This is a genomic window from Nocardioides candidus (assembly GCF_041321175.1).
In the GTDB taxonomy this organism is placed as follows: Bacteria; Actinomycetota; Actinomycetes; order Propionibacteriales; family Nocardioidaceae; genus Nocardioides.
This window is the reverse complement of record NZ_JBGGWC010000001.1, coordinates 201,285-218,637: the sequence shown is the minus strand read 5'-3', so window position 1 is coordinate 218,637 and position 17,353 is coordinate 201,285. Positions and strand designations below refer to the sequence as shown.

The 17,353-nt window shown below is 71.1% G+C and carries 25 protein-coding genes and 1 tRNA gene; 21 read left to right on the top strand and 5 right to left on the bottom strand.

Features of this window, described 5'->3' with window-relative positions:
- Positions 1-52: 52 nt before the first annotated feature.
- The 4 genes from ACAX67_RS01040 to ACAX67_RS01025 all read left to right on the top strand — a co-directional run bounded on the left by ACAX67_RS01040 (position 53) and on the right by ACAX67_RS01025 (position 2,442).
- Positions 53-125 (top strand) — tRNA-Arg (locus tag ACAX67_RS01040).
- Positions 126-303: 178 nt separating this feature from the next.
- The gene (locus ACAX67_RS01035; RefSeq protein ID WP_370701957.1) at positions 304-813 is read left to right on the top strand and encodes an ImmA/IrrE family metallo-endopeptidase; all 510 of its coding nucleotides are present in this window, start codon (positions 304-306) and stop codon (positions 811-813) included.
- Positions 806-1,303: a hypothetical protein gene (locus tag ACAX67_RS01030; RefSeq protein WP_370701956.1), complete on the top strand. Its 498-nt coding sequence runs from the start codon at positions 806-808 to the stop codon at positions 1,301-1,303. Before ACAX67_RS01035 ends, ACAX67_RS01030 begins: the two co-directional genes overlap by 8 nt.
- A gap of 53 nt (positions 1,304-1,356) precedes the next feature.
- On the top strand, positions 1,357-2,442 hold the full coding sequence (locus tag ACAX67_RS01025) for a beta family protein (RefSeq protein WP_370701955.1): 1,086 nt from the start codon (positions 1,357-1,359) through the stop codon (positions 2,440-2,442).
- On the opposite strand, the gene ACAX67_RS01020 is transcribed toward ACAX67_RS01025, so the two are convergent.
- The 3 genes from ACAX67_RS01020 to ACAX67_RS01010 all read right to left on the bottom strand — a co-directional run bounded on the left by ACAX67_RS01020 (position 2,399) and on the right by ACAX67_RS01010 (position 4,817).
- Positions 2,399-2,977, bottom strand: a complete 579-nt coding sequence (locus ACAX67_RS01020) for a sce7726 family protein (protein WP_370701954.1) — start codon at positions 2,975-2,977, stop codon at positions 2,399-2,401. The genes ACAX67_RS01025 and ACAX67_RS01020 overlap by 44 nt on opposite strands.
- Positions 2,978-3,048: 71 nt before the next feature.
- Complete coding sequence (locus ACAX67_RS01015) at positions 3,049-4,065, bottom strand: tyrosine-type recombinase/integrase (RefSeq protein WP_370701953.1); 1,017 nt, start codon at positions 4,063-4,065, stop codon at positions 3,049-3,051.
- 152 nt (positions 4,066-4,217) lie between these two features.
- Entirely contained in the window at positions 4,218-4,817 is a 600-nt protein-coding gene (locus ACAX67_RS01010; RefSeq protein WP_370701952.1) for a hypothetical protein, read from the bottom strand.
- Positions 4,818-4,840: 23 nt separating this feature from the next.
- Between ACAX67_RS01010 and ACAX67_RS01005 the strand changes: the two genes are divergently transcribed.
- The 9 genes from ACAX67_RS01005 to ACAX67_RS00965 all read left to right on the top strand — a co-directional run bounded on the left by ACAX67_RS01005 (position 4,841) and on the right by ACAX67_RS00965 (position 9,409).
- Positions 4,841-5,122 (top strand): helix-turn-helix domain-containing protein, encoded by a 282-nt coding sequence (locus ACAX67_RS01005; RefSeq protein WP_370701951.1) that lies wholly within the window; start codon positions 4,841-4,843, stop codon positions 5,120-5,122.
- 285 nt (positions 5,123-5,407) lie between these two features.
- Positions 5,408-5,965 carry a hypothetical protein gene (locus ACAX67_RS01000; protein ID WP_370701950.1) on the top strand — a complete coding sequence of 186 codons (558 nt, stop codon included), beginning with the start codon at positions 5,408-5,410 and terminating at the stop codon, positions 5,963-5,965.
- A gap of 1 nt (position 5,966) precedes the next feature.
- Complete coding sequence (locus ACAX67_RS00995) at positions 5,967-6,140, top strand: hypothetical protein (protein WP_370701949.1); 174 nt, start codon at positions 5,967-5,969, stop codon at positions 6,138-6,140.
- Between the two features lie 172 nt (positions 6,141-6,312).
- On the top strand, positions 6,313-6,582 hold the full coding sequence (locus ACAX67_RS00990; protein WP_370701948.1) for a hypothetical protein: 270 nt from the start codon (positions 6,313-6,315) through the stop codon (positions 6,580-6,582).
- A 154-nt stretch (positions 6,583-6,736) separates the two neighbouring features.
- Positions 6,737-7,708: a hypothetical protein gene (locus ACAX67_RS00985; RefSeq protein WP_370701947.1), complete on the top strand. Its 972-nt coding sequence runs from the start codon at positions 6,737-6,739 to the stop codon at positions 7,706-7,708.
- Positions 7,705-8,097 carry a hypothetical protein gene (locus ACAX67_RS00980; RefSeq protein WP_370701946.1) on the top strand — a complete coding sequence of 131 codons (393 nt, stop codon included), beginning with the start codon at positions 7,705-7,707 and terminating at the stop codon, positions 8,095-8,097. Before ACAX67_RS00985 ends, ACAX67_RS00980 begins: the two co-directional genes overlap by 4 nt.
- A complete protein-coding gene (locus tag ACAX67_RS00975; protein WP_370701945.1) occupies positions 8,094-8,411 on the top strand; it encodes a hypothetical protein in 318 nt (105 codons plus the stop codon). The genes ACAX67_RS00980 and ACAX67_RS00975 overlap by 4 nt, the downstream gene beginning before the upstream one ends.
- A 41-nt stretch (positions 8,412-8,452) precedes the next feature.
- Complete coding sequence (locus tag ACAX67_RS00970) at positions 8,453-8,788, top strand: DUF7677 family protein (protein WP_370701944.1); 336 nt, start codon at positions 8,453-8,455, stop codon at positions 8,786-8,788.
- Positions 8,789-9,205: 417 nt separating this feature from the next.
- A complete protein-coding gene (locus ACAX67_RS00965) occupies positions 9,206-9,409 on the top strand; it encodes a hypothetical protein (RefSeq protein WP_370701943.1) in 204 nt (67 codons plus the stop codon).
- A 43-nt stretch (positions 9,410-9,452) separates the two neighbouring features.
- Here ACAX67_RS00965 and ACAX67_RS00960 read toward each other — a convergent pair whose 3' ends face one another.
- Positions 9,453-10,157 carry an ANTAR domain-containing protein gene (locus ACAX67_RS00960; RefSeq protein ID WP_370701942.1) on the bottom strand — a complete coding sequence of 235 codons (705 nt, stop codon included), beginning with the start codon at positions 10,155-10,157 and terminating at the stop codon, positions 9,453-9,455.
- 55 nt (positions 10,158-10,212) lie between these two features.
- Positions 10,213-10,905, bottom strand: coding sequence for a GAF and ANTAR domain-containing protein (locus ACAX67_RS00955; RefSeq protein WP_370701941.1), 693 nt, complete (start codon positions 10,903-10,905; stop codon positions 10,213-10,215).
- 98 nt (positions 10,906-11,003) lie between these two features.
- Here ACAX67_RS00955 and ACAX67_RS00950 point away from each other — a divergent pair, with 98 nt between their 5' ends.
- The 8 genes from ACAX67_RS00950 (at position 11,004) to ACAX67_RS00915 (ending at position 17,285) form a co-directional block, all read left to right on the top strand.
- Positions 11,004-12,107: an S-(hydroxymethyl)mycothiol dehydrogenase gene (locus ACAX67_RS00950; protein ID WP_370701940.1), complete on the top strand. Its 1,104-nt coding sequence runs from the start codon at positions 11,004-11,006 to the stop codon at positions 12,105-12,107.
- Positions 12,104-12,736 (top strand): MBL fold metallo-hydrolase, encoded by a 633-nt coding sequence (locus ACAX67_RS00945; protein ID WP_370701939.1) that lies wholly within the window; start codon positions 12,104-12,106, stop codon positions 12,734-12,736. Before ACAX67_RS00950 ends, ACAX67_RS00945 begins: the two co-directional genes overlap by 4 nt.
- Before the next feature lie 59 nt (positions 12,737-12,795).
- Positions 12,796-13,275 carry a DUF4188 domain-containing protein gene (locus ACAX67_RS00940; RefSeq protein WP_370701938.1) on the top strand — a complete coding sequence of 160 codons (480 nt, stop codon included), beginning with the start codon at positions 12,796-12,798 and terminating at the stop codon, positions 13,273-13,275.
- Positions 13,276-13,375: 100 nt separating this feature from the next.
- Positions 13,376-14,119, top strand: coding sequence for an SDR family oxidoreductase (locus ACAX67_RS00935; protein WP_370701937.1), 744 nt, complete (start codon positions 13,376-13,378; stop codon positions 14,117-14,119).
- 4 nt (positions 14,120-14,123) lie between these two features.
- Positions 14,124-14,579 (top strand): RrF2 family transcriptional regulator, encoded by a 456-nt coding sequence (locus ACAX67_RS00930; protein ID WP_370701936.1) that lies wholly within the window; start codon positions 14,124-14,126, stop codon positions 14,577-14,579.
- A 32-nt stretch (positions 14,580-14,611) separates the two neighbouring features.
- On the top strand, positions 14,612-15,682 hold the full coding sequence (locus tag ACAX67_RS00925) for an NAD(P)H-dependent amine dehydrogenase family protein (RefSeq protein ID WP_370701935.1): 1,071 nt from the start codon (positions 14,612-14,614) through the stop codon (positions 15,680-15,682).
- A 76-nt stretch (positions 15,683-15,758) separates the two neighbouring features.
- On the top strand, positions 15,759-15,884 hold the full coding sequence (locus ACAX67_RS00920; RefSeq protein WP_370701934.1) for a DUF8730 family Cys-rich protein: 126 nt from the start codon (positions 15,759-15,761) through the stop codon (positions 15,882-15,884).
- A 45-nt stretch (positions 15,885-15,929) separates the two neighbouring features.
- On the top strand, positions 15,930-17,285 hold the full coding sequence (locus ACAX67_RS00915) for an alpha/beta hydrolase domain-containing protein (protein ID WP_370701933.1): 1,356 nt from the start codon (positions 15,930-15,932) through the stop codon (positions 17,283-17,285).
- Positions 17,286-17,353: the final 68 nt, after the last annotated feature.

Here is a 17,353-nt window from a genome sequence, read left to right as displayed (position 1 = left end):
CATTGGGAGTCGGCCTCGGCTATTCTCGACCGGTCGCTCGCGAGGGCGGCATGCGCCCGTAGCTCAACGGATAGAGCATCTGACTACGGATCAGAAGGTTTGGGGTTCGAATCCCTACGGGCGCGCACAGGCATCCGCGGTCTGACCTGCGGAAACAGGCGAAGGCCCCCGAGACTTACCGGCTCGGGGGCCTTCCTGCTCTCACGGATGTCTCACGGACTGCGTTCGCGAACGGGTCATCTGCGCACGTTCCGTCGGCCCCTGGGGCCATGATGGGCGCAAGCTTCACAGGAAGGAGACGACGTGCAGAACATCGCGGCCGACGCGACGCGCGACGCGTCCCAACTTCTCGATCGCGCATGGGCGGGTCCGTTCGGAGTCGACGTACCCGTCGATCCCGTGTCGATCGCACGTTCTTTGGGCGTCGACGTGTTCACGGCGAACCTGGATATGGGCGTTGCCGGCCTGCTCGTGAAGCGTGCCGGCCAGGATCCGGCCATCTACCTGAACGCCAACGACAGTGAGAATCGCCAGCGATTCACCTGCGCGCACGAGCTTGGTCACTACATCCGCAGGTCTGGCAACGACGATGAGGGATGGGAGTACGTCGACCGTCGTGATCAGTTGTCCTCAGCCGGAACGGACCCGGAGGAACGCTACGCGAACGGCTTCGCGGCACAGTTGCTGATGCCGGAGCACGAGGTCAGGAGTCAAGCGAAGAAGTTCGACGCCGCGGCCCTGGCCTACACATTTGGTGTCTCCCTCGAAGCAATGAACAACCGTCTCGCGACCCTCCGGATCGCCCGTGACTGAGCTGGGGCACCCGACCGACGACGGGCAACCCGGAGTGCCCGCGGGTGCGTCTGCCGACGAGTTGCTGGCGGGAGCCGCGCCGGTCCCTAAGTCGGCGGCGCTTCAGCCTGCGACGCCCACCGACCCGGCGCCTGGGAGGCCTTCGGCAGCCGAGGTGGAGGCGCTCCTCGCAGGGGCGAAGCCCGTCCCCAAGGAGCCGTACCGCGACCGCAAGCGCGAACACAAGCTCCAGCGACAGATCGACGAGCATGACCTCCGCAAAAGGGTTGCCAAGTACACGTACGTAGCGACCGCCGTGCAGATCGGGATCGCCGATGCAGTGTTCGTGATGTACGCGTGGTGGGGGGTGTCGTGGTCGGTGCCGACCGAGGCGATCGCGGCATGGCTTGGTGCGACCGTGATCCAGGTCATCGCGGTCCTGCTTGTGATCACGCGTTACCTCTTTCCTGACGGCGGTCGTCGTTCTCGCGAAAAGCCGACGGCCCGCTAGGAACCGCTCCTATCGTGGTCCCCCTTGTTGGTGAGCGATAGGAGCAGTCCGGCATGTTGGGTTTCGGGGCGGACAAGTACGTGCCGATCTTGCTGACGAAGCGCGGCGAGCGTCGGGCGCTTGAGAGCTTGGACCCGGTGATCGGTGACGAGGTGCGGCCGCTGCTCGTCGTCCACGAGGCTGATTGGGACTACGACCTAGGTCAACCGAAGAAGTCGCTCGATGAGCACCTGAGCGCGCTGCCGAGCGACCTTGCCGGCTCCTGGAAGCGGCCGGCGTTCATCGACATGAATGACTTGGGAGACGGCCCTCTTGCCAGTGGCGTGCATCCGCTGTCCTGGTTCCACGGTGAAGCCGCGTCGCAGGGGTTGGAGTTGACGCCGGTTGTCTCGACCATCAGCACCGACCCCTACCTCGACGCAGCGCAGGGTCTTGTTGCAGACGGTTCGGACGTGTGTGTTCGCCTGGCGGTCGATGAGTGGCCTGCCGGCGCGGGTCCAGCCGACATCGACGAACTTCTCGCGCATCTCGGCACTTCCCCCGCTGAGTGTCATCTGGTGCTCGACATGCGTGATGACGTGGGTGCGGCGGCCGCCCGACTCGCGCTGGCCGAGCTGAGGACGCTCCCATACCTGAACGACTGGCGCTCCCTGACTGTCGCGTCGACAGCGATCCCCGAGAGCATGCCGCCGGGGTCGGGTCTTCATGTTCTCCCCCGACACGACTGGCGCATCTACGCCGCACTGCGATCGGGAGCGGTAGCGCCTCCGCTGCCGCGGCAGCCGACGTTCGGCGACTACGCGGTCAACGGAGCGAGCCTGGGTGTCGACATCAATCCGGCCGTCATGCAGATCTCAGCAACCCTGAGATACACGACGGACAACGAATGGCTGGTCGCAAAGGGCGGTCTCTTCAAGGCCCACGGCGGAAAGAGCCAGGGAGGCATGGCTGTGCCGCCTGCGGCGAGCCTGCTTGTGTCCCACCCGTCGTACGAGGCCGGTCACTGCGCGTTCGAAGACTGGCTGGCACCGGTGGCGGCTGGACAATCAGGGTCGAATCCGGAGGCGTGGCGCCGTTACGCGACTCACCATCACATCACGAAGACGGTGCCGCAGATCGCCAGTCTTGGCGCGCCTTGAGGCATGCCCTAACGACTGCGCGGAGGTCTTCGATCGCAAGTTCGGTTGCGAGTCGTCGCCAGATTTCGACGCGAGGCTTGCTGCGCACGCCGGCGGCGAGTCCCCTGGTCTCAAGCTCGCGCAGCGCCTCGCTTCTCCACAGCAACTGCGCTAGCGACTCTGGATCCACCGCGGGGTTCTGGGCTGCGTGGCGACGACCGACGAGGCTGACGGACCCGACGTCGCCCTTCGCCTCAATGAGTCCCCACCATGCGGGCAGAATGCCCTTCGCGTGGTCTACGTGGTTCTCGGCGACAACGAGTGTCGCGTAGTCCAAGACGCGCGAGTAGACCTCAACCTGTGTCGGCAGCCGCCTGAGCGTGTCGCGGGCCGACTTCAACTCGTAGCCCGAGAGCGATCCGTTGACGACCGCGACGTCGACTCGCACCTCGCCGCACAGGCCCAGCTCATCCACGAACAGTGTGTCAGCGAGTTCGGACGCATGCTCCCCGAGCAGCTGGACGTGGAGCGCGTCCCGTACGTCCTTGTCGCGCATTGCCCGAGTGTAGGCGCGGGCAATGCGCGACGTCCGAGATTCCCAGTCAGCGGGCGTGTGCTTGCAGCGGCTTACCGGACCGCTGCTAGCACCTCACCGAACCGACTCGCTGCGGACGCCGCACCGCGCTCGGTCCGAGGGACGTAGTGAGCGAGGTGCGTCGCGACCGTGTGACCGAGCAGCGCAGCCACGTCGGCCGGCGCCTCGCCCGCTCGGTGCAGCATCAGCGCGAGCGTGTGCCGCACCTCGTGCAGCCGGATCGTGGGCACGCCCGCCTCGACGCACAGCGCGCGGAACCGATCCGAGTACGCGTCCGGCGAGACGCCGTGCCCCAGCGCGTCCACGACCACGAGACCGCTCGCGTCGTACGCCGACCCAGCTGCGACCCGGTGCGCCGCCTGCGCGGCCGACAGCGACCGCAGCACGGCCATGGTGCCGGGGTGCATCTGCTCGACCGGCACCGTCCGGTGCGACGCCTCCGACTTCGCGTCGTCCAGCGCCGTGCGTCCCTTGCCGACGACCACGCGTGACGCCTCGACCGTGACCGTCCCGAAGTCGCGATCGACGCACGACCACGACAGCCCCAGCACCTCAGAGCGACGCAGCCCGCACAGCGTCAGCCTCCACGCTGCGGCCCACTCGTCGCGGTCGGCCACCTCGCGGAACGCGACCAGATCGGCCGGCTCCCAAACCGACACCGACCGCCGATCACCCTTGCGCCGCCGCGGTGCCTTCACGCCCTCAGCGGGGTTCGCGACGATCACACCGTCGGCCACGCCGTAGGCGAGCACCTGCCGCAGAGCGCCGAGCGCGTACACCGTCGACCGCTGCGACCAGCCCCGACCTCGTGCGCCGCCGCCGGTGCTCATCCACTCCACCAGCGCCTCCACGTCGCGCCGGGTGATGCTCTGCACGGTGCGCTCGCCGATGTGCCCAACGATCGGGTCGAGCACGCCGCGATAGCCCCGCAGGGACACCTCACGCACGTCTCTGCGCGTGCGCAGCCAGTCGTCGGTCAGTTGGCCCAGCGTGACCCTCGACGGCGCCAAATAGGTGCCCTTCGCGACCCGCTCGCGGGTCTCGGTCACGAACTCGCGCGCCTCGCGCAACGTGTCAAACGTGCGCGTGACTTGCTTCCGCGGAGCGCCCTTTGGCGCCGTGTCCACGACCACCCGATAGCGGTGCCCGGTGCTGGTCGGCACGAGCCTGATCGGCTCGCCCTCTCTCGGTTGTGTGATCCTCACTTGCTTCCTTCCTCTCCGGGGTAGAGCCCCCGCTTCCTGGCTTCGGTGATCCACGTACGGACGCGGCCGACCGTCAGCACTACGTCGGCCGGATCGCTGCTGCCGATCCGGCCCGGCCGCACGCCCTCGCGGTCGAGTGCGTCGCGGGTGTCCTGAGACGGATTGCGCGACCCGCTCTCGACGTACTGCGCATGGAGTAGCGCCGCGCGACGCAGGCGACCGACGTGCGTGCTGGTGTCCACGAACGCGTCAGGGTCGACGCACGGCAGCTCGATCTTGCCGCTCGTGATCATCACCTCGCGCGAGTGATCGAGCAGCTCGCGCAGGGGCAACCGCTCTAGCACCTCGCGGCGGATCACCCCGATCGGCTCCGTTGTGCACGGCAGATCAAGGATCGACTCATCGTCGTACGCCGCGTACGGCGCGCCGTTGAGCGCCAGACGGACCGGCACCGCCTTGCCGCTCTCGTCGGTGATCCAGTCGATCTCGACCTGCCAGCTGACCCCCCACGCCTCCCACGCCGTGACCTCGCGGCCGACGAAGTGCCGTGCATCGGTGTGTCGCTGACTCATAGCAGTAACGATACGCCACTCCATGGCACATGTCGTTAGATCGACGCATGGAAACGCAGACCGCAACACCTCCCGAGACCACGCGGACCGATCCGCAGCCGAGGACTGAGCTGCCGCGAGGATCGACCCTCGCCGAGCTGGAGGCAGCCGGCGTCGCTGTCGTCCCGGTCCACCACGAGACGAAGGCCAACGCCGCGGACGTGCTCGGCGTCGGCCGATCCCTGATCTACGCCATGGCCGCCGACGGGCGCCTGCCCGTGCTCCGGCTCGGCAAGCGGAAGGTGGTCAGCGTCGCGAGGCTCCGTGCCCTTATCGACGGCGCGGTCTGACGGTCGATCAGATGCACGCCCACGTTCTGAGCGTGAATCGGGCCGACCTCTCACAGCCTCACGCTCCCAGCTCTCACAGCGCCCGGCCGCCAACGGTGCGCGCGACCGTCGATCGGAGTCGACCGCGTGACCGAGCGCATGACCTGGCGCCGAGCCGTTAGACGAGACCCGCGGCTACCCGCCGGCGTCAAGCTCGTGCTGCTGACGCACAGCGAGCGCGGTGCTGGTCACCACCACGACGAGGGCACCAACGAGCACGCGTTCTCTCGGCGCCGGCTCGCGGCCGTGACCGGGAAGCACGAGGCTACGATCCGCCGCGCGTACCGGACGGCCGAGGCAGCCGGCTATCTCGTGATGCACGAGAAGGGTGATCGGGGTCAGCAGCGCGCGCAGGGACGCGGGCACCAAACCGTGTTCCACTACACGACCCCGGACGACCCGTGGCCGTGCTCCGAGTGCGGACCGACCGCCGCAGAAGGGGTGCAGGTCGAGCATGCGAAAGGGGTGCAGATCGGCGCGCAGATCGGGTGCACGCACTACTCCCTTTCCAACGACCGGGATGCACCCCCTGTAAGTACCCCTGGCGCACCCGCGCCGCAGCGGGACACCTACGCGTCGATCGTGGCCGCGATCAGCGCGGCCGACCGTACGTCGGGAGACGACATTGACGACCCGACTTCCTCGCCCCGTCGGCAGCTCACCACGTCGAGCACGACGCTGCCGCCGGTCCGCTCCGACCCGTCACCACCGACACCGCCCATCGGCGCGACCGCAACCACAGACCGCGCGCGCGAGGACGACGACGACGGATTCCGCTGGCCCAGCTCGTGGCGGGTGATCTGACGTGGCCGACCTCGACCTCGCCGCGTTCCGCGCCGAGCACGCCGAAGACCGATGCATCTGCGGCCACGCGCGCCGCGACCACTACGCCCGTGACGGCGCGTCGGGCGAGTGCCGCCGAGCGCCGTGCATCTGCCAGGGGTACGCCCTCAACCAACGACAGGAGACCGACCGATGAGCCACCCGACCACGACCCCGCCGCACGTCGCTTGGTCGGTCGTAATCGAGACGCCGTGCACGCGGCACGAGGCAGCGGCCGGCGCCCCGTGCTGGTCGTGGCCGGCCGGGCTGTGCGGGGCACGCGTGCAAGCTGCGCGCCGGCGCCTCGACTCGATGCGGGCGCGGACCCGATGAGCACGGCGCCGCTCCCGACCCCGCCGCCGCAACGGTGCTGGACCTGCGGCACGACCAAGGCTGCGTGCGACGCGGGCAAGGCCGAGGGCATCGTGAACGGCACCGACCCGAACCGCTGCCGCTGCTGCTCGACGTGCTGCCACCCGCCGCGCTCCCGGCTGCCCCGCATCCCCGGCGCGACCGGCGCTGACCGCCGCGGACGCCGTGGCCGCGAGGCCCTGGCCGCGTTCCTCGACCAGAGCGCCGAGCAAGGTGCCGACCGGTGAGCGCCGCCGATCAACCGCGCTGCGACCGGTGCAGTCGGCACGTTCCGACCCGACGGCTCCGCGACACCCGAGCGGGCCGAGTGTGCCCGCGCTGCGCTGACCGCTTGCCGACGTGGGCACGACGCCCACCGGCCCAACCCACAAGGGAGAACCGATGAGACTGCGACGACGCGACCCCGCGACCGAGCGCCCGGCGACCACGCCGACGCCGAGCGCCGACCGTGCCGGAGGCACCGTGACCGACGGAGGCGACCGCTGCCCCGACTGCGGAACCGGCGTGCTCCGCGTGTCGGTGGGCGCGGGCACCCTGATCGGCGATGCCCGCTGGCGCCGCTGCGACGACTGCCGCAACGCGACGGCCGTGCAGCTCGTCAGCCGTGCGCTGACCGCCGCCGGCGTCGAGCACCCCGACGACCCGCTGCTGCTCGGTGCGATCGCCCGGCGGCTGCGCTGGCGCGCGCAGGTCGCGCACGAGCGCATCAACGCGCCCGATCCGATCGAGCAGGCTTCCCCGACCGCGATCGCCCGGCATTGGGCGCAGGTCGGCATCGGTGCGCCCGCCGCGACCCCATGGGAGCACGTCAGCCCGACCGAGGCCCGCGAGGCAGTCGAGACCGTGCAGCGCAACGCGAACCGCGTTCCCCGGCCGCGTCGCTCGCGCCGCGGAGTGTGCGGAATCTGCTCTGTGAACGTCTCGTGCCAGTGGCACCGCCCGCGGCAGATCCGGCCGACCACGATGACCACCGGCCCCGCGGTGCGCTGGCCGCTGTGCTCGGACTGCGCGGCCGTGCTCGCATCCTCTGGCGGGATCGTGGGCAGCGACCGCCACCGGCGCCGCGTGCTGGCCGACCTGTTCGGCGTCCCGGTCACGCTCGCGCTGCCCGCGGTCGTGCGGTTCTACGGCGAGCTGACCGACGGCGCACCGACCGACGCACCCGGCCACCCCGAGCGGTACGGCTACATCGGCGACGAGGACCGAGCCCGGCTGCACCAGCTCGCCCCACAGACCCGACCCGCTGCTGTCCGCGAGCGTGAGGCCCGCGTCCGTGCCGCTGCTGCCCGTATCGCGGCCGCTGGCGCATCGTCGCGCACGTCGGCCGTGATCGAGCGGTCGGAGGCCCGATGAGCACCACGACCACGCTCGACCCGCAGCAACGCGCCCTCGTGGTCGCGCTCGCCTCCGGACTGTCCCACGACGCGGCCGGCGCGCTGGTCGGCATCAGCGGCCGGACTGTACGACGACGACTCACTGCCGACCCCGCGCTTCGCGACGCCGTGCAGGACCAGCGAGACGAGAACGCGTGCATGGTCGCTGACCTGCTCGTGGCGCAGGCTGCGCAGGCCGTCGAGCGTCTGGCCCGGATCATCGACCAGGGCACCGACCGTGATGCTGTGGGCGCCTGCCGCGCCGTGCTCGCCGAGGCCCGCCAGCACCGCGAGACCACCGTGACCAGCGAACGGCTCCGCGACGTGCTCGACCTGCTCCACAGCCACGCGAGCAGGGACACGGCATGAGCATCAGCCGCCGGCAGGTCGACGCGATCGCCCGTCGAGCTGGTCGGAAGCCACCGACCGCCGCGGGCCGCGCTGCGGTCGCTGACGCGCTGGTCGACCTGGACACCGTGCTCGGTGACCTCGTGCGGATCACCAACGACGAGACCGTGCCCGCCACCACCCGCGATCGGATCAGCCACGCCGTGCTCCACGAGTGCGCCGACCTGCTCGACGGCCTCAACGGCATCGTGCGCCGACGCCCGCCGGCAGACCGCGCCCGCACCGCTGCGCTAGCCGCCGAGCTGCGCGACCGGGCCGAGCAGACGACCCCGTGACCGGATCGCGCGCTTGGGGATGTGCGATCTAGATTGCGGTCATGACGACGCGCATCAGCCACGGAGCGTCCGGAGCGATCAGGCGATTCGCCGGATGGGTCGGCCGGGGTTCCGTCGGGTACCCGCTCTTCGACGGAGGTCGGCCGGAAGGTCGTCCCGATGTCGAGCACTACTTGAGGATCCTCGGAGATGAGCCGAGCGCGATGGAGACGTTGTTCGCGATCTTCGTGAACAACCTAGAGCTGGACGACGCTGGCGAGCCGACGAACGAGAAGTACGCCGAGCGCCGGGCCGCAACGTTCCTCTACCGATACATGACCGGGGATCTCCCCCCTGGGCAAGCCGAAATCGGCGGAGACGAGAGTGCTCTCTACTGATACAGCCGTCCGCAGATGTCCGCGGGTGGCCGCCTCCCACGCGTGCGCGCGCGAGACCTCACACGCCTCTCACAGACGGCCCGGCAGTGAGAAGCAGCAACCAACACGAACGCGCCGGATCGCCCGCGTAGAGCGGCAGATCGCAACACGAGCGCGGACCCGGCGTCACGAACGCATGTGCCTACGGATCAGAAGGTTTGGGGTTCGAATCCCTACGGGCGCGCAGATCGAAGCCTCCGGCCGTCGGCCGGGGGCTTCTTCGTGCCTCGGGCCGTTCGTAGCCGGACGGGAGCAGATGCCCGCGAGTCCTCGATGACCCGCCTCCTGAGTCACACCGGTCCCAGCGGCTCCAGCGATCCCGTCCGACTACGCCGGCTGCCCCTGGCTCGGGGCGGTCGTTGCGGGTACCGCCGTGCGATGACTGAGTCGAACAAGCAGCCCGAGCAGGACGCCGGAGAGGTCTCGGAGGTCGGCCGTCTCGAGCCGGACGACGCGGACACGCCGGTCGTCGACGGTGACGCCACGGCCGGCTACCCCGACAGCGAGAGCGGCGACGCGCAGGAGCCCGAGCCGGAGGCCGGCCCCAACGCCGACCCGCACCGCGACCAGGACACCCGCTGACGAGCAGGAGGCGCTGACAGGGGCCGCTGTGGCCGGCCGTGCGTCAGGTGCGCTTGCCGCGGCGGGTGCGGACGACGGTCTCGGCCAGGTCCGCCGCGTCGACGCCGGCGCGCACGGCGGCACTGTGCAGCGCCTCCGACGCCTCGTCGGTGGTCATGGCGCTGCGCGCGGCGATGATGCCGACCGCGATGTCGATCTGCATCTGGGCGCGGATCCTGTCGGGTGCCCCGACAGCGCGCTCGCTGGTGCCGAACGACATGTCCGCGTTGGTGACCGCCCCAGGGGCCCAGCCGGCGAAGAGGCCGGCGAGGGCGTCGTGGTGGCCGTCGAAGCAATGAGCGCTCGCGCCGTAGAAGTTGAGGCTGCCGGTGACCCGTCCCGTGCCGTCGCGCAGCGGGATCGTGAGGGTGCTGGCCACCCCGGCCGCGGAGGTCGCGTCGGCGAACAGCTGCCAGTCCCGCTCCGAGAGCTCGCGGCTGGTGAACTCCCGCACCTGGGGGTCGTTCGCGACGTTGGCGCACGGGCCGCCGTCGACGTACTGGACGGCGTCGAGGGTGGCGACGTCGTACCCGGTGGCGACGAAGGTGAAGGTCAGGTCCTCCGACACCAGGGTGACGCTGAGGCCGACGCAGTCCGGCACGAGCCGGCGCACGCCGCCGGCCTTCGTCTGCAGGCGGTCGAGCAGGGCTAGGTCGCCGCCCGGGTCGAGGCTGTCCATCGCCTCGCGCGTGGGGCCGAGCGGCTCCATGGCGAGTCCTTCAGCGCCGGCGGGGTCGACGCCCAGGTGGCCAGGCTCGGGTGGGTCATCCCTCGACATCCGCGCTCCCGGTCTCGCCCGCGCTCTCCCTGAACTCCTGCGCGACGACGTACAGCTTCTCGTTGCGGTTCTGCGAGAGCCGCGCGAGGAAGGCGAACGCCCGCTCCTCGCCGAGGCCGTACCGCTCCATCACGATCCCGATGGCCTGGCCGATCTGCTGGCGGGTGAGCATGGCCTGGCGCAGGTCGGAGATCTCGCGCGCGTAGCCGATGACCACCGCGGCCTGGTGGGAGAACAGCTCGCTGAGCGGCTCGAGGTCGGCGAACGCGCCGACCTTGCTCGAGTAGAGGTTGAGGGCGCCCTGGAAGCGCGGGGAGTCGAACAGCGAGATCCCCGCCTGGGCGCGGATGTGGGACGCGAGCGCCACCTTCGAGTAGTTCGGCCAGCGGTCGTCGGCAGCGAGGTTGGAGGACACGACGTACGCCTCGTCGGTCGCCGCCTCGTAGCAGGGCCCCTCGCGGAACTGGTACTGCGCGGCGTCGACGGGCAGGAGCACGTCGTCGGTCGGCGCGAAGGTCTCCAGGCGATCGTCGGAGTGGCGGATCGTGATGCTGGCCATCGTCACGTCGGGCAGCACCTCGACCGCGGCGGCGGTCATGCGCGACAGCGTCTGTTCGAGGTCTCCCGGCTGGAGGTCTCTGAGGAGACGCCGGGCGTAGTGGAGGAGGTCGTCTTCCATGCGGGTCCCAGTACCCGACCGCCGCGGGCCGATGCGTGACCGCGGCTTGCGTCCTACCTCAGAATCGGGAGCACAGTCCCTTCACCGGAGGAGTCCCCGTGCAGCAGGTGCAAGCCGTGATCGCCCGTTCGAAGGATGCGCCGGTCGAGGTGGTCACGATCAACGTGCCGGACCCCGGACCCGGTGAGGCCGTGGTCAAGATCCAGGCCTGCGGCGTGTGCCACACCGACCTCCACTACCGCCAGGGCGGGATCAACGACGACTTCCCCTTCCTGCTCGGCCACGAGGCCTCCGGGATCGTCGAGGCGGTCGGACCCGACGTGACCGGCATCGAGCCGGGCGACTTCGTCGTGCTCAACTGGCGCGCCGTCTGCGGTGAGTGCCGGGCCTGCAGGCGCGGCGACCTGCACTACTGCTTCAACACCCACAACGCCACCCAGAGGATGACGCTCGACGACGGCACCGAGCTGTCCCCGGCGCTGGGGATCGGTGCGTTCGCCGAGAAGACGCTCGTCGCCGCCGGACAGTGCACGAAGGTCGATCCCGCGGCCCGCCCGGCCGCCGTCGGTCTCCTGGGCTGCGGCGTGATGGCCGGGCTCGGTGCCGCCATCAACACCGGCGCCCTCACGCGCGGGAGGAGTGCAGCGGTGATCGGCTGCGGCGGCGTCGGTGTCGCCGCGATCGCGGGCGCGGCGCTGGCCGGTGCCAGCCCGATCATCGCCGTCGACATCGACGCGAAGAAGCTCGACGCCGCGAAGCGGATGGGTGCGACGCACACCGTCGACTCCTCGGCCACCGACCCGGTCGAGGAGATCAAGCGGATCTGCGCGGAGACCTACGAGGGGGCCGACGGCGCCGATGTCGTGATCGAGGCGGTCGGCCGCCCCGACACGTGGAGGCAGGGCTTCTACGCCCGCGACCTGGCCGGCGTGCTGGTGCTGGTCGGCGTGCCGACACCGGACATGAAGGTCCCCGACCTGCCGCTGATCGACGTGTTCGGCCGAGGCGGGGCCCTGAAGTCCAGCTGGTACGGCGACTGCCTGCCCACGCGCGACTTCCCGATGCTCGTCGACCTCTACCAGCAGGGCCGGCTCGACCTCGACGCGTTCGTCTCCGAGGAGATCGGCATCGGCGACGTCGAGGCGGCGTTCGAGCGGATGCACCACGGCGACGTGCTGCGATCGGTCGTGGTGCTCCCGTGACGGCACGCGTCGACCACGCGGTCAGCAGCGGCACGTTCAGCCTCGACGGGGAGACCTTCGACGTCGACAACAACATCTGGGTCGTCGGCGACGACCGGGAGTGCGTCGTGATCGACGCACCCCACTCGGTCGACGACATCCTCGCCGTGGTGGGCGGGCGCCGGGTGCGCGCGATCGTGCTCACCCACGCGCACGACGATCACTGCCGGGTCGCGCCCGCCCTGCGGGAGGCGACGCACGCGCCGATCCTGCTGCACCCCGACGACCGCCCGTTGTGGGAGCTGACCCACGGCGGGCCGGACGACGTGTCGGCGTACCTCTGGGACGTCGACCTGGCCGACGGGCAGGAGATCGCCGTCGCCGGCACCACGCTGCGGGTCCTCCACACGCCGGGCCACGCCCCCGGTGCGGTCTGCCTCTACGCCCCCGACCTGGGCTGCGTCTTCACGGGCGACACGCTCTTCAACGGCGGTCCCGGCGCGACCGGGCGCTCCTTCAGCGACCGCCCGACGCTCGAGGACTCGATCCGCGCGCGGCTGTTCGACCTCCCCGGCGACACCGTGGTCCACACCGGTCATGGCGACGACACGACGCTGGAGTCGGAGAAGGAGCTCGCGCGGGACTGGTGAGCTCCGGCCCGATCTCCCAACGTCGGGACGCGCCGTGCGGCGAGGTGCACACTGAGCCCATGGTGGAGGTGAACCAGGGTCGACGAGGCGCGGACATCGAGGGCGACTTCGTCGTGTTCCTCATCGGAGCCCGGCCCGAGAAACGGCATCCGATCCGGTCGCTGCGCGACCTGGGAGGGATGCGCGGCATGCCCTCCATGCTCAAGTACCTGACCGAGCACCCGGAGAAGGGGCTGCTGGGCTACGAGACCTACGGGCTCACGATGAACGTGCAGTACTGGCGCTCCTTCGAGGACCTCGAGCGGTTCGCCCGTGACGACTCCGACCCGCACCTCCGGGCGTGGCGCAACTACTGGAAGCGAGTGGGCAGGGATGCGAGGTCGGGCATCTGGCACGAGACCTTCCTGGTGCGCGCCGGCGAGTACGAGGCGGTCTACGGCAACATGCCGCCCCACGGGCTCGCCAAGGCGAGCAGGGTCGTGCCGATCGGGTCCGACTCCTCGGCGCGGGGGCGGCTCCGGCGGATCGCGCGAGGCTGATCGTCGGGTGCCGGTCCGGCTGCGGGCTCGCGCACGCTTGACTCAGACATAAGATATCGAAGTAAACTGCTCCTTACATTGTCCAAGTAAGGAGACTCCCATGCGTATCGTGATCTTCGGTGCCGGCCTGATCGGCGCCCAGCTGCGGGACCGGCTCGTGAAGGACGGCCACGACGCCGTCGCGCTCGGCCGGGAGGCCGGCATCGACACCACCACCGGTCGGGGCGTGGCCGAGGCCGTCGCCGGGGCCGAGGTCGTCGTCGACCTGACCAACTCGCCGTCCTGGGCGGACGACGACGTGCTGGCCTTCTTCCGGGACTCCACGCGTCATCTCGTGGCCGCGGGGGCCGAGGCCGGCGTCGGGCACCACGTGATCTTGTCGATCGTGGGCGCCGACCGGCTCACGGACTCCGGCTACATGCGGGCGAAGCTCGCGCAGGAGGAGGGCGTGCGGGCCGGCTCGGTGCCGTTCACGATCGTCCGCTCCACGCAGTTCTTCGAGTTCCTGCCCGGCATCGCCGACGCCGCGACCGTCGATGGCGAGGTGCGCGCGACGCCCGGCCGGATCCAGCCGATCGCGTCGCACGACGTCGTCGCCCACCTCGCCGAGGTGGTCACCGGGTCCCCGGCCGGCGGGATCGTCGAGGTCGCGGGACCGGAGGCGATGGGGATCGACGACGCCGTACGGCGACTGCTCGCCGCGCGCGACGACGACCGCCCGGTCGTGACCGACCCTGCTGCGGGCTACTTCGGCGCGCAGCTCGACGACACCGCGCTCGTCGCCACGCCCGGCGCGGGCACGTGGATCGCCCCGACCTCCCTCGAGGACTGGCTGCGAGAATGACCGCGTGAAGCTCTCCGCCGGCGTCGAGTGGGCGCTGCACTGCTGCGTCGTGCTGAGCCAGGCCGCGCAGCCGGTGCCGAGCGCCCGCCTCGCCGACCTCCACGGCGTCTCGCGCACCTATCTCGCCAAGCACCTCGGGTCCCTGGCCAAGGCCGGCATCATCCAGCCCAGCGAGGGCCGCGACGGCGGCTACGTGCTGATGCGGGCGCCCGAGCGGATCACCGTCCTCGACGTCGTCCGCGCGGTCGACGGCCCGGAGCCGGCCTTCCGCTGCACCGAGATCCGCCAGCAGGGCGACCTCGCCGCCCCGCCCGAGCAGTGCCGTCGTCCCTGCGGGATCTCGGTGGTGATGGCCCGGGCGGAGCAGGCGTGGCGGGCGTCCCTGGACGCCACGACGATCGCCGATCTCGCCGCCAGCTTCGACACCTCGGGCATCAGGTCGGTGCTGTCCGACCGGTAGCCGCGCGCTAGAACCTGTTCTAGTCTCGCCGGGTGAGCGAGAGGCAGCGGACGCCGTACCGCGTCGTGCAGTGGGCCACCGGCGGCGTCGGCCGGGCAGCGATCGAGGGCGTGCTCGCGCGCCCCGAGCTCGAGCTGGCGGGGTGCTGGGTCCACTCGGCCGAGAAGGCCGGCCGGGACGTCGGCGAGCTGGTGGGCCGTGACCCGATCGGCGTGACCGCGACGGACGACAAGGACGCGATCCTCGCGCTCGAGGCCGACTGCGTGCTCTACGCGCCGCTGCTGCCCGACCCGGCCGACGTCGAGGCGCTGCTGCGGTCGGGCAAGAACGTGGTCACCCCGGTCGGCTGGTTCTACCCGATGCCCGGCGAGGACCGGATGACGCGCGCGGCGGAGGAGGCGGGCGTCACCCTCCACGGCACCGGGATCGACCCCGGTGGGATCACCGAGCTCGTGCCGCTCGTACTCTCGTCGATGACGGCTCGGGTGACGCACGTGCGGGTCGAGGAGTTCTCCGACATCCGGACCTACGACGCCCCGGACGTGGTGCGGCACATCATGCTCTTCGGCGGCACGCCGGAGGCGGCGATGAGCGGGCCGATGATCGGGCTGCTGACCGGCGGCTTCACCCAGTCGATCCGGATGCTGCTGGACGGCCTGGGCTTCCCGGCGGAGGCCGAGGTGCGCACCGACCAGGCCGTCGCCGTGGCCACCCGGCCGCTCGACACGCCCATCGGCGTCATCGAGCCGGGGCAGGTCGCCGCGCAGCGGTTCGCGTGGGAGGCCGTGGTCGGCGACGAGGTGGTGGCGCGCCTGGCCGTCAACTGGCTGATGGGTGAGGAGCACCTCGACCCGCCGTGGGAGTTCGGGCCGGAGGGCGAGCGCTACGAGGTCGAGATCACCGGCGACCCGAGCACGTTCACCACCATCCGGGGCTTCCAGCCGCCGACGCCGGAGGACGGGTGGGTCCGCAATCCCGGCATCGTCGCGACGGCCAACCACCTCGTCAGCTCGGTGCCCTACGTCTGCGAGGCCCGGCCGGGCCACCTGAGCTACCTCGACCTGCCCCTCATCGCGGGGCGGGCGCACCCGCGGTTCTGCTGAGGAGTCGCGCACGTCACCACCTCCGGACCGTCGCGCGACATTGGTGATACGTCGGCGGCCGACTAGCATCCACGGCGTGTGCTACCCCGTACCGTGCCGGACCTGCGGCAAGACGACCTGGGCCGGCTGCGGCGACCACGTCGACGAGGTCGCGGCAGTCGTGCCCGCGGACGAGTGGTGCCCCGGCCACCAGGCCTCCTGACGCCCGGTCCACCCGCGCGGGGTGGTCGCTGGGCATGATGGCGGGATGCCGCCGACCTTCACGCCGCTGGCCCCGGGCACGCCCGTGCTGGCTGCCGTCTCGCCGGGCCCCGACCTGGCCGCCGCCGGCTTCGCCGAGCGGGAGTACGCCGTCGCCGGCACCGCGCTCCGCTACGAGCCGGCTGCAGGGGGTGCGAGCGGCGCGGGCGCCGCGGTGCCGACCGACCCGGCGCCGTACCGCACCCGCGTGGTGGTCCGCGCGCCCGTCGACCCCGCGCACTTCAGCGGCGTCGCCGTGCTCGAGTGGCTCAACGTCAGCAGCGGCGCCGATGCCGCGCCCGACTACACCTACCTCGGCGAGGAGGTCGTGCGGCGCGGACATGCCTGGGTCGGGGTGTCCGCCCAGCTCGTCGGCGTCGTCGGGGGGCCGCCGTCCATCGGGGGCGATCCCTCGGTCGGCCTGCGCGGCACCGACCCCGGCCGCTACGGCGACCTCCGGCACCCTGGCGACGGCTACGCCTACGACATCTTCAGCCAGGTGGGCGCGGCGCTGTCCGCACCGGGCGGCCCCCTGGCGGACCGCCGGGTCGACCGCCGGATCGCGGTGGGGGAGTCGCAGTCGGCGTTCGCGCTGACGACGTACCTCAACGAGGTCGCTCCCACCGCCGGCGTCTTCGACGCCTACCTGGTGCACAGCCGTGGCCGCTTCGCGCTCGGCCTCGGACGCGCGGGTGGGCCCGTTGACCTCCAGACCGTCCGCTTCGGCGAGGCGGTCCCGATCCGCGACGACCTCGCTGTGCCGGTGATCGTGGTGGAGACCGAGACCGACGTGCTGTCCCCCCGGTTCCGCTACGTCGACGCGCGCCAGGCCGACGGGCCGCTGCTCCGGACCTGGGAGGTCGCCGGCACCGCCCACGCCGACCGCTGGCAGATCGGCGACCTCGAGGACCTCCTCGGCTGTCCGGACCCGGTCAACCGCGGTCAGCAGGCCTACGTCCTCCGCGCCGCCCTGCGGTGGCTCGAGACCTGGTCGGGCGAGGGCGCGCCCCCTCGGGCGCCGGTCCTCGCCACGTCGGCCGAGGGCGCGTTCGAGCTGGACGAGGTCGGCAACGTCCTCGGCGGCGTACGGACGCCGTGCGTGGAGGTGCCGGCCCAGGCGCTGAGCGGGCTGCCGAGCCCGGACGCCCCGATCCTCTGCAGCCTGTTCGGCACGACGCACGACCTGCCGGGGAAGGTCCTGCGAGAGCGGTACGCGTCGGTGGAGGCCTACCTGAAGGAGTACGCCGCCGCGACCGATGCCGCGATCGCGGCGGGCTTCCTGCTGGTCGAGGACCGTGCCGCCGTGCTCGCCGAGGCCAGGCCCGACCTGGTCGCCGCCGCGCTGGACCGACCGCTGGAGTAGCCGCTCAAGTCGGCCTCAAGCACGCCCCAAGGGCTCTCCCCGAACGTGGGTCCCACGATCCACCGATC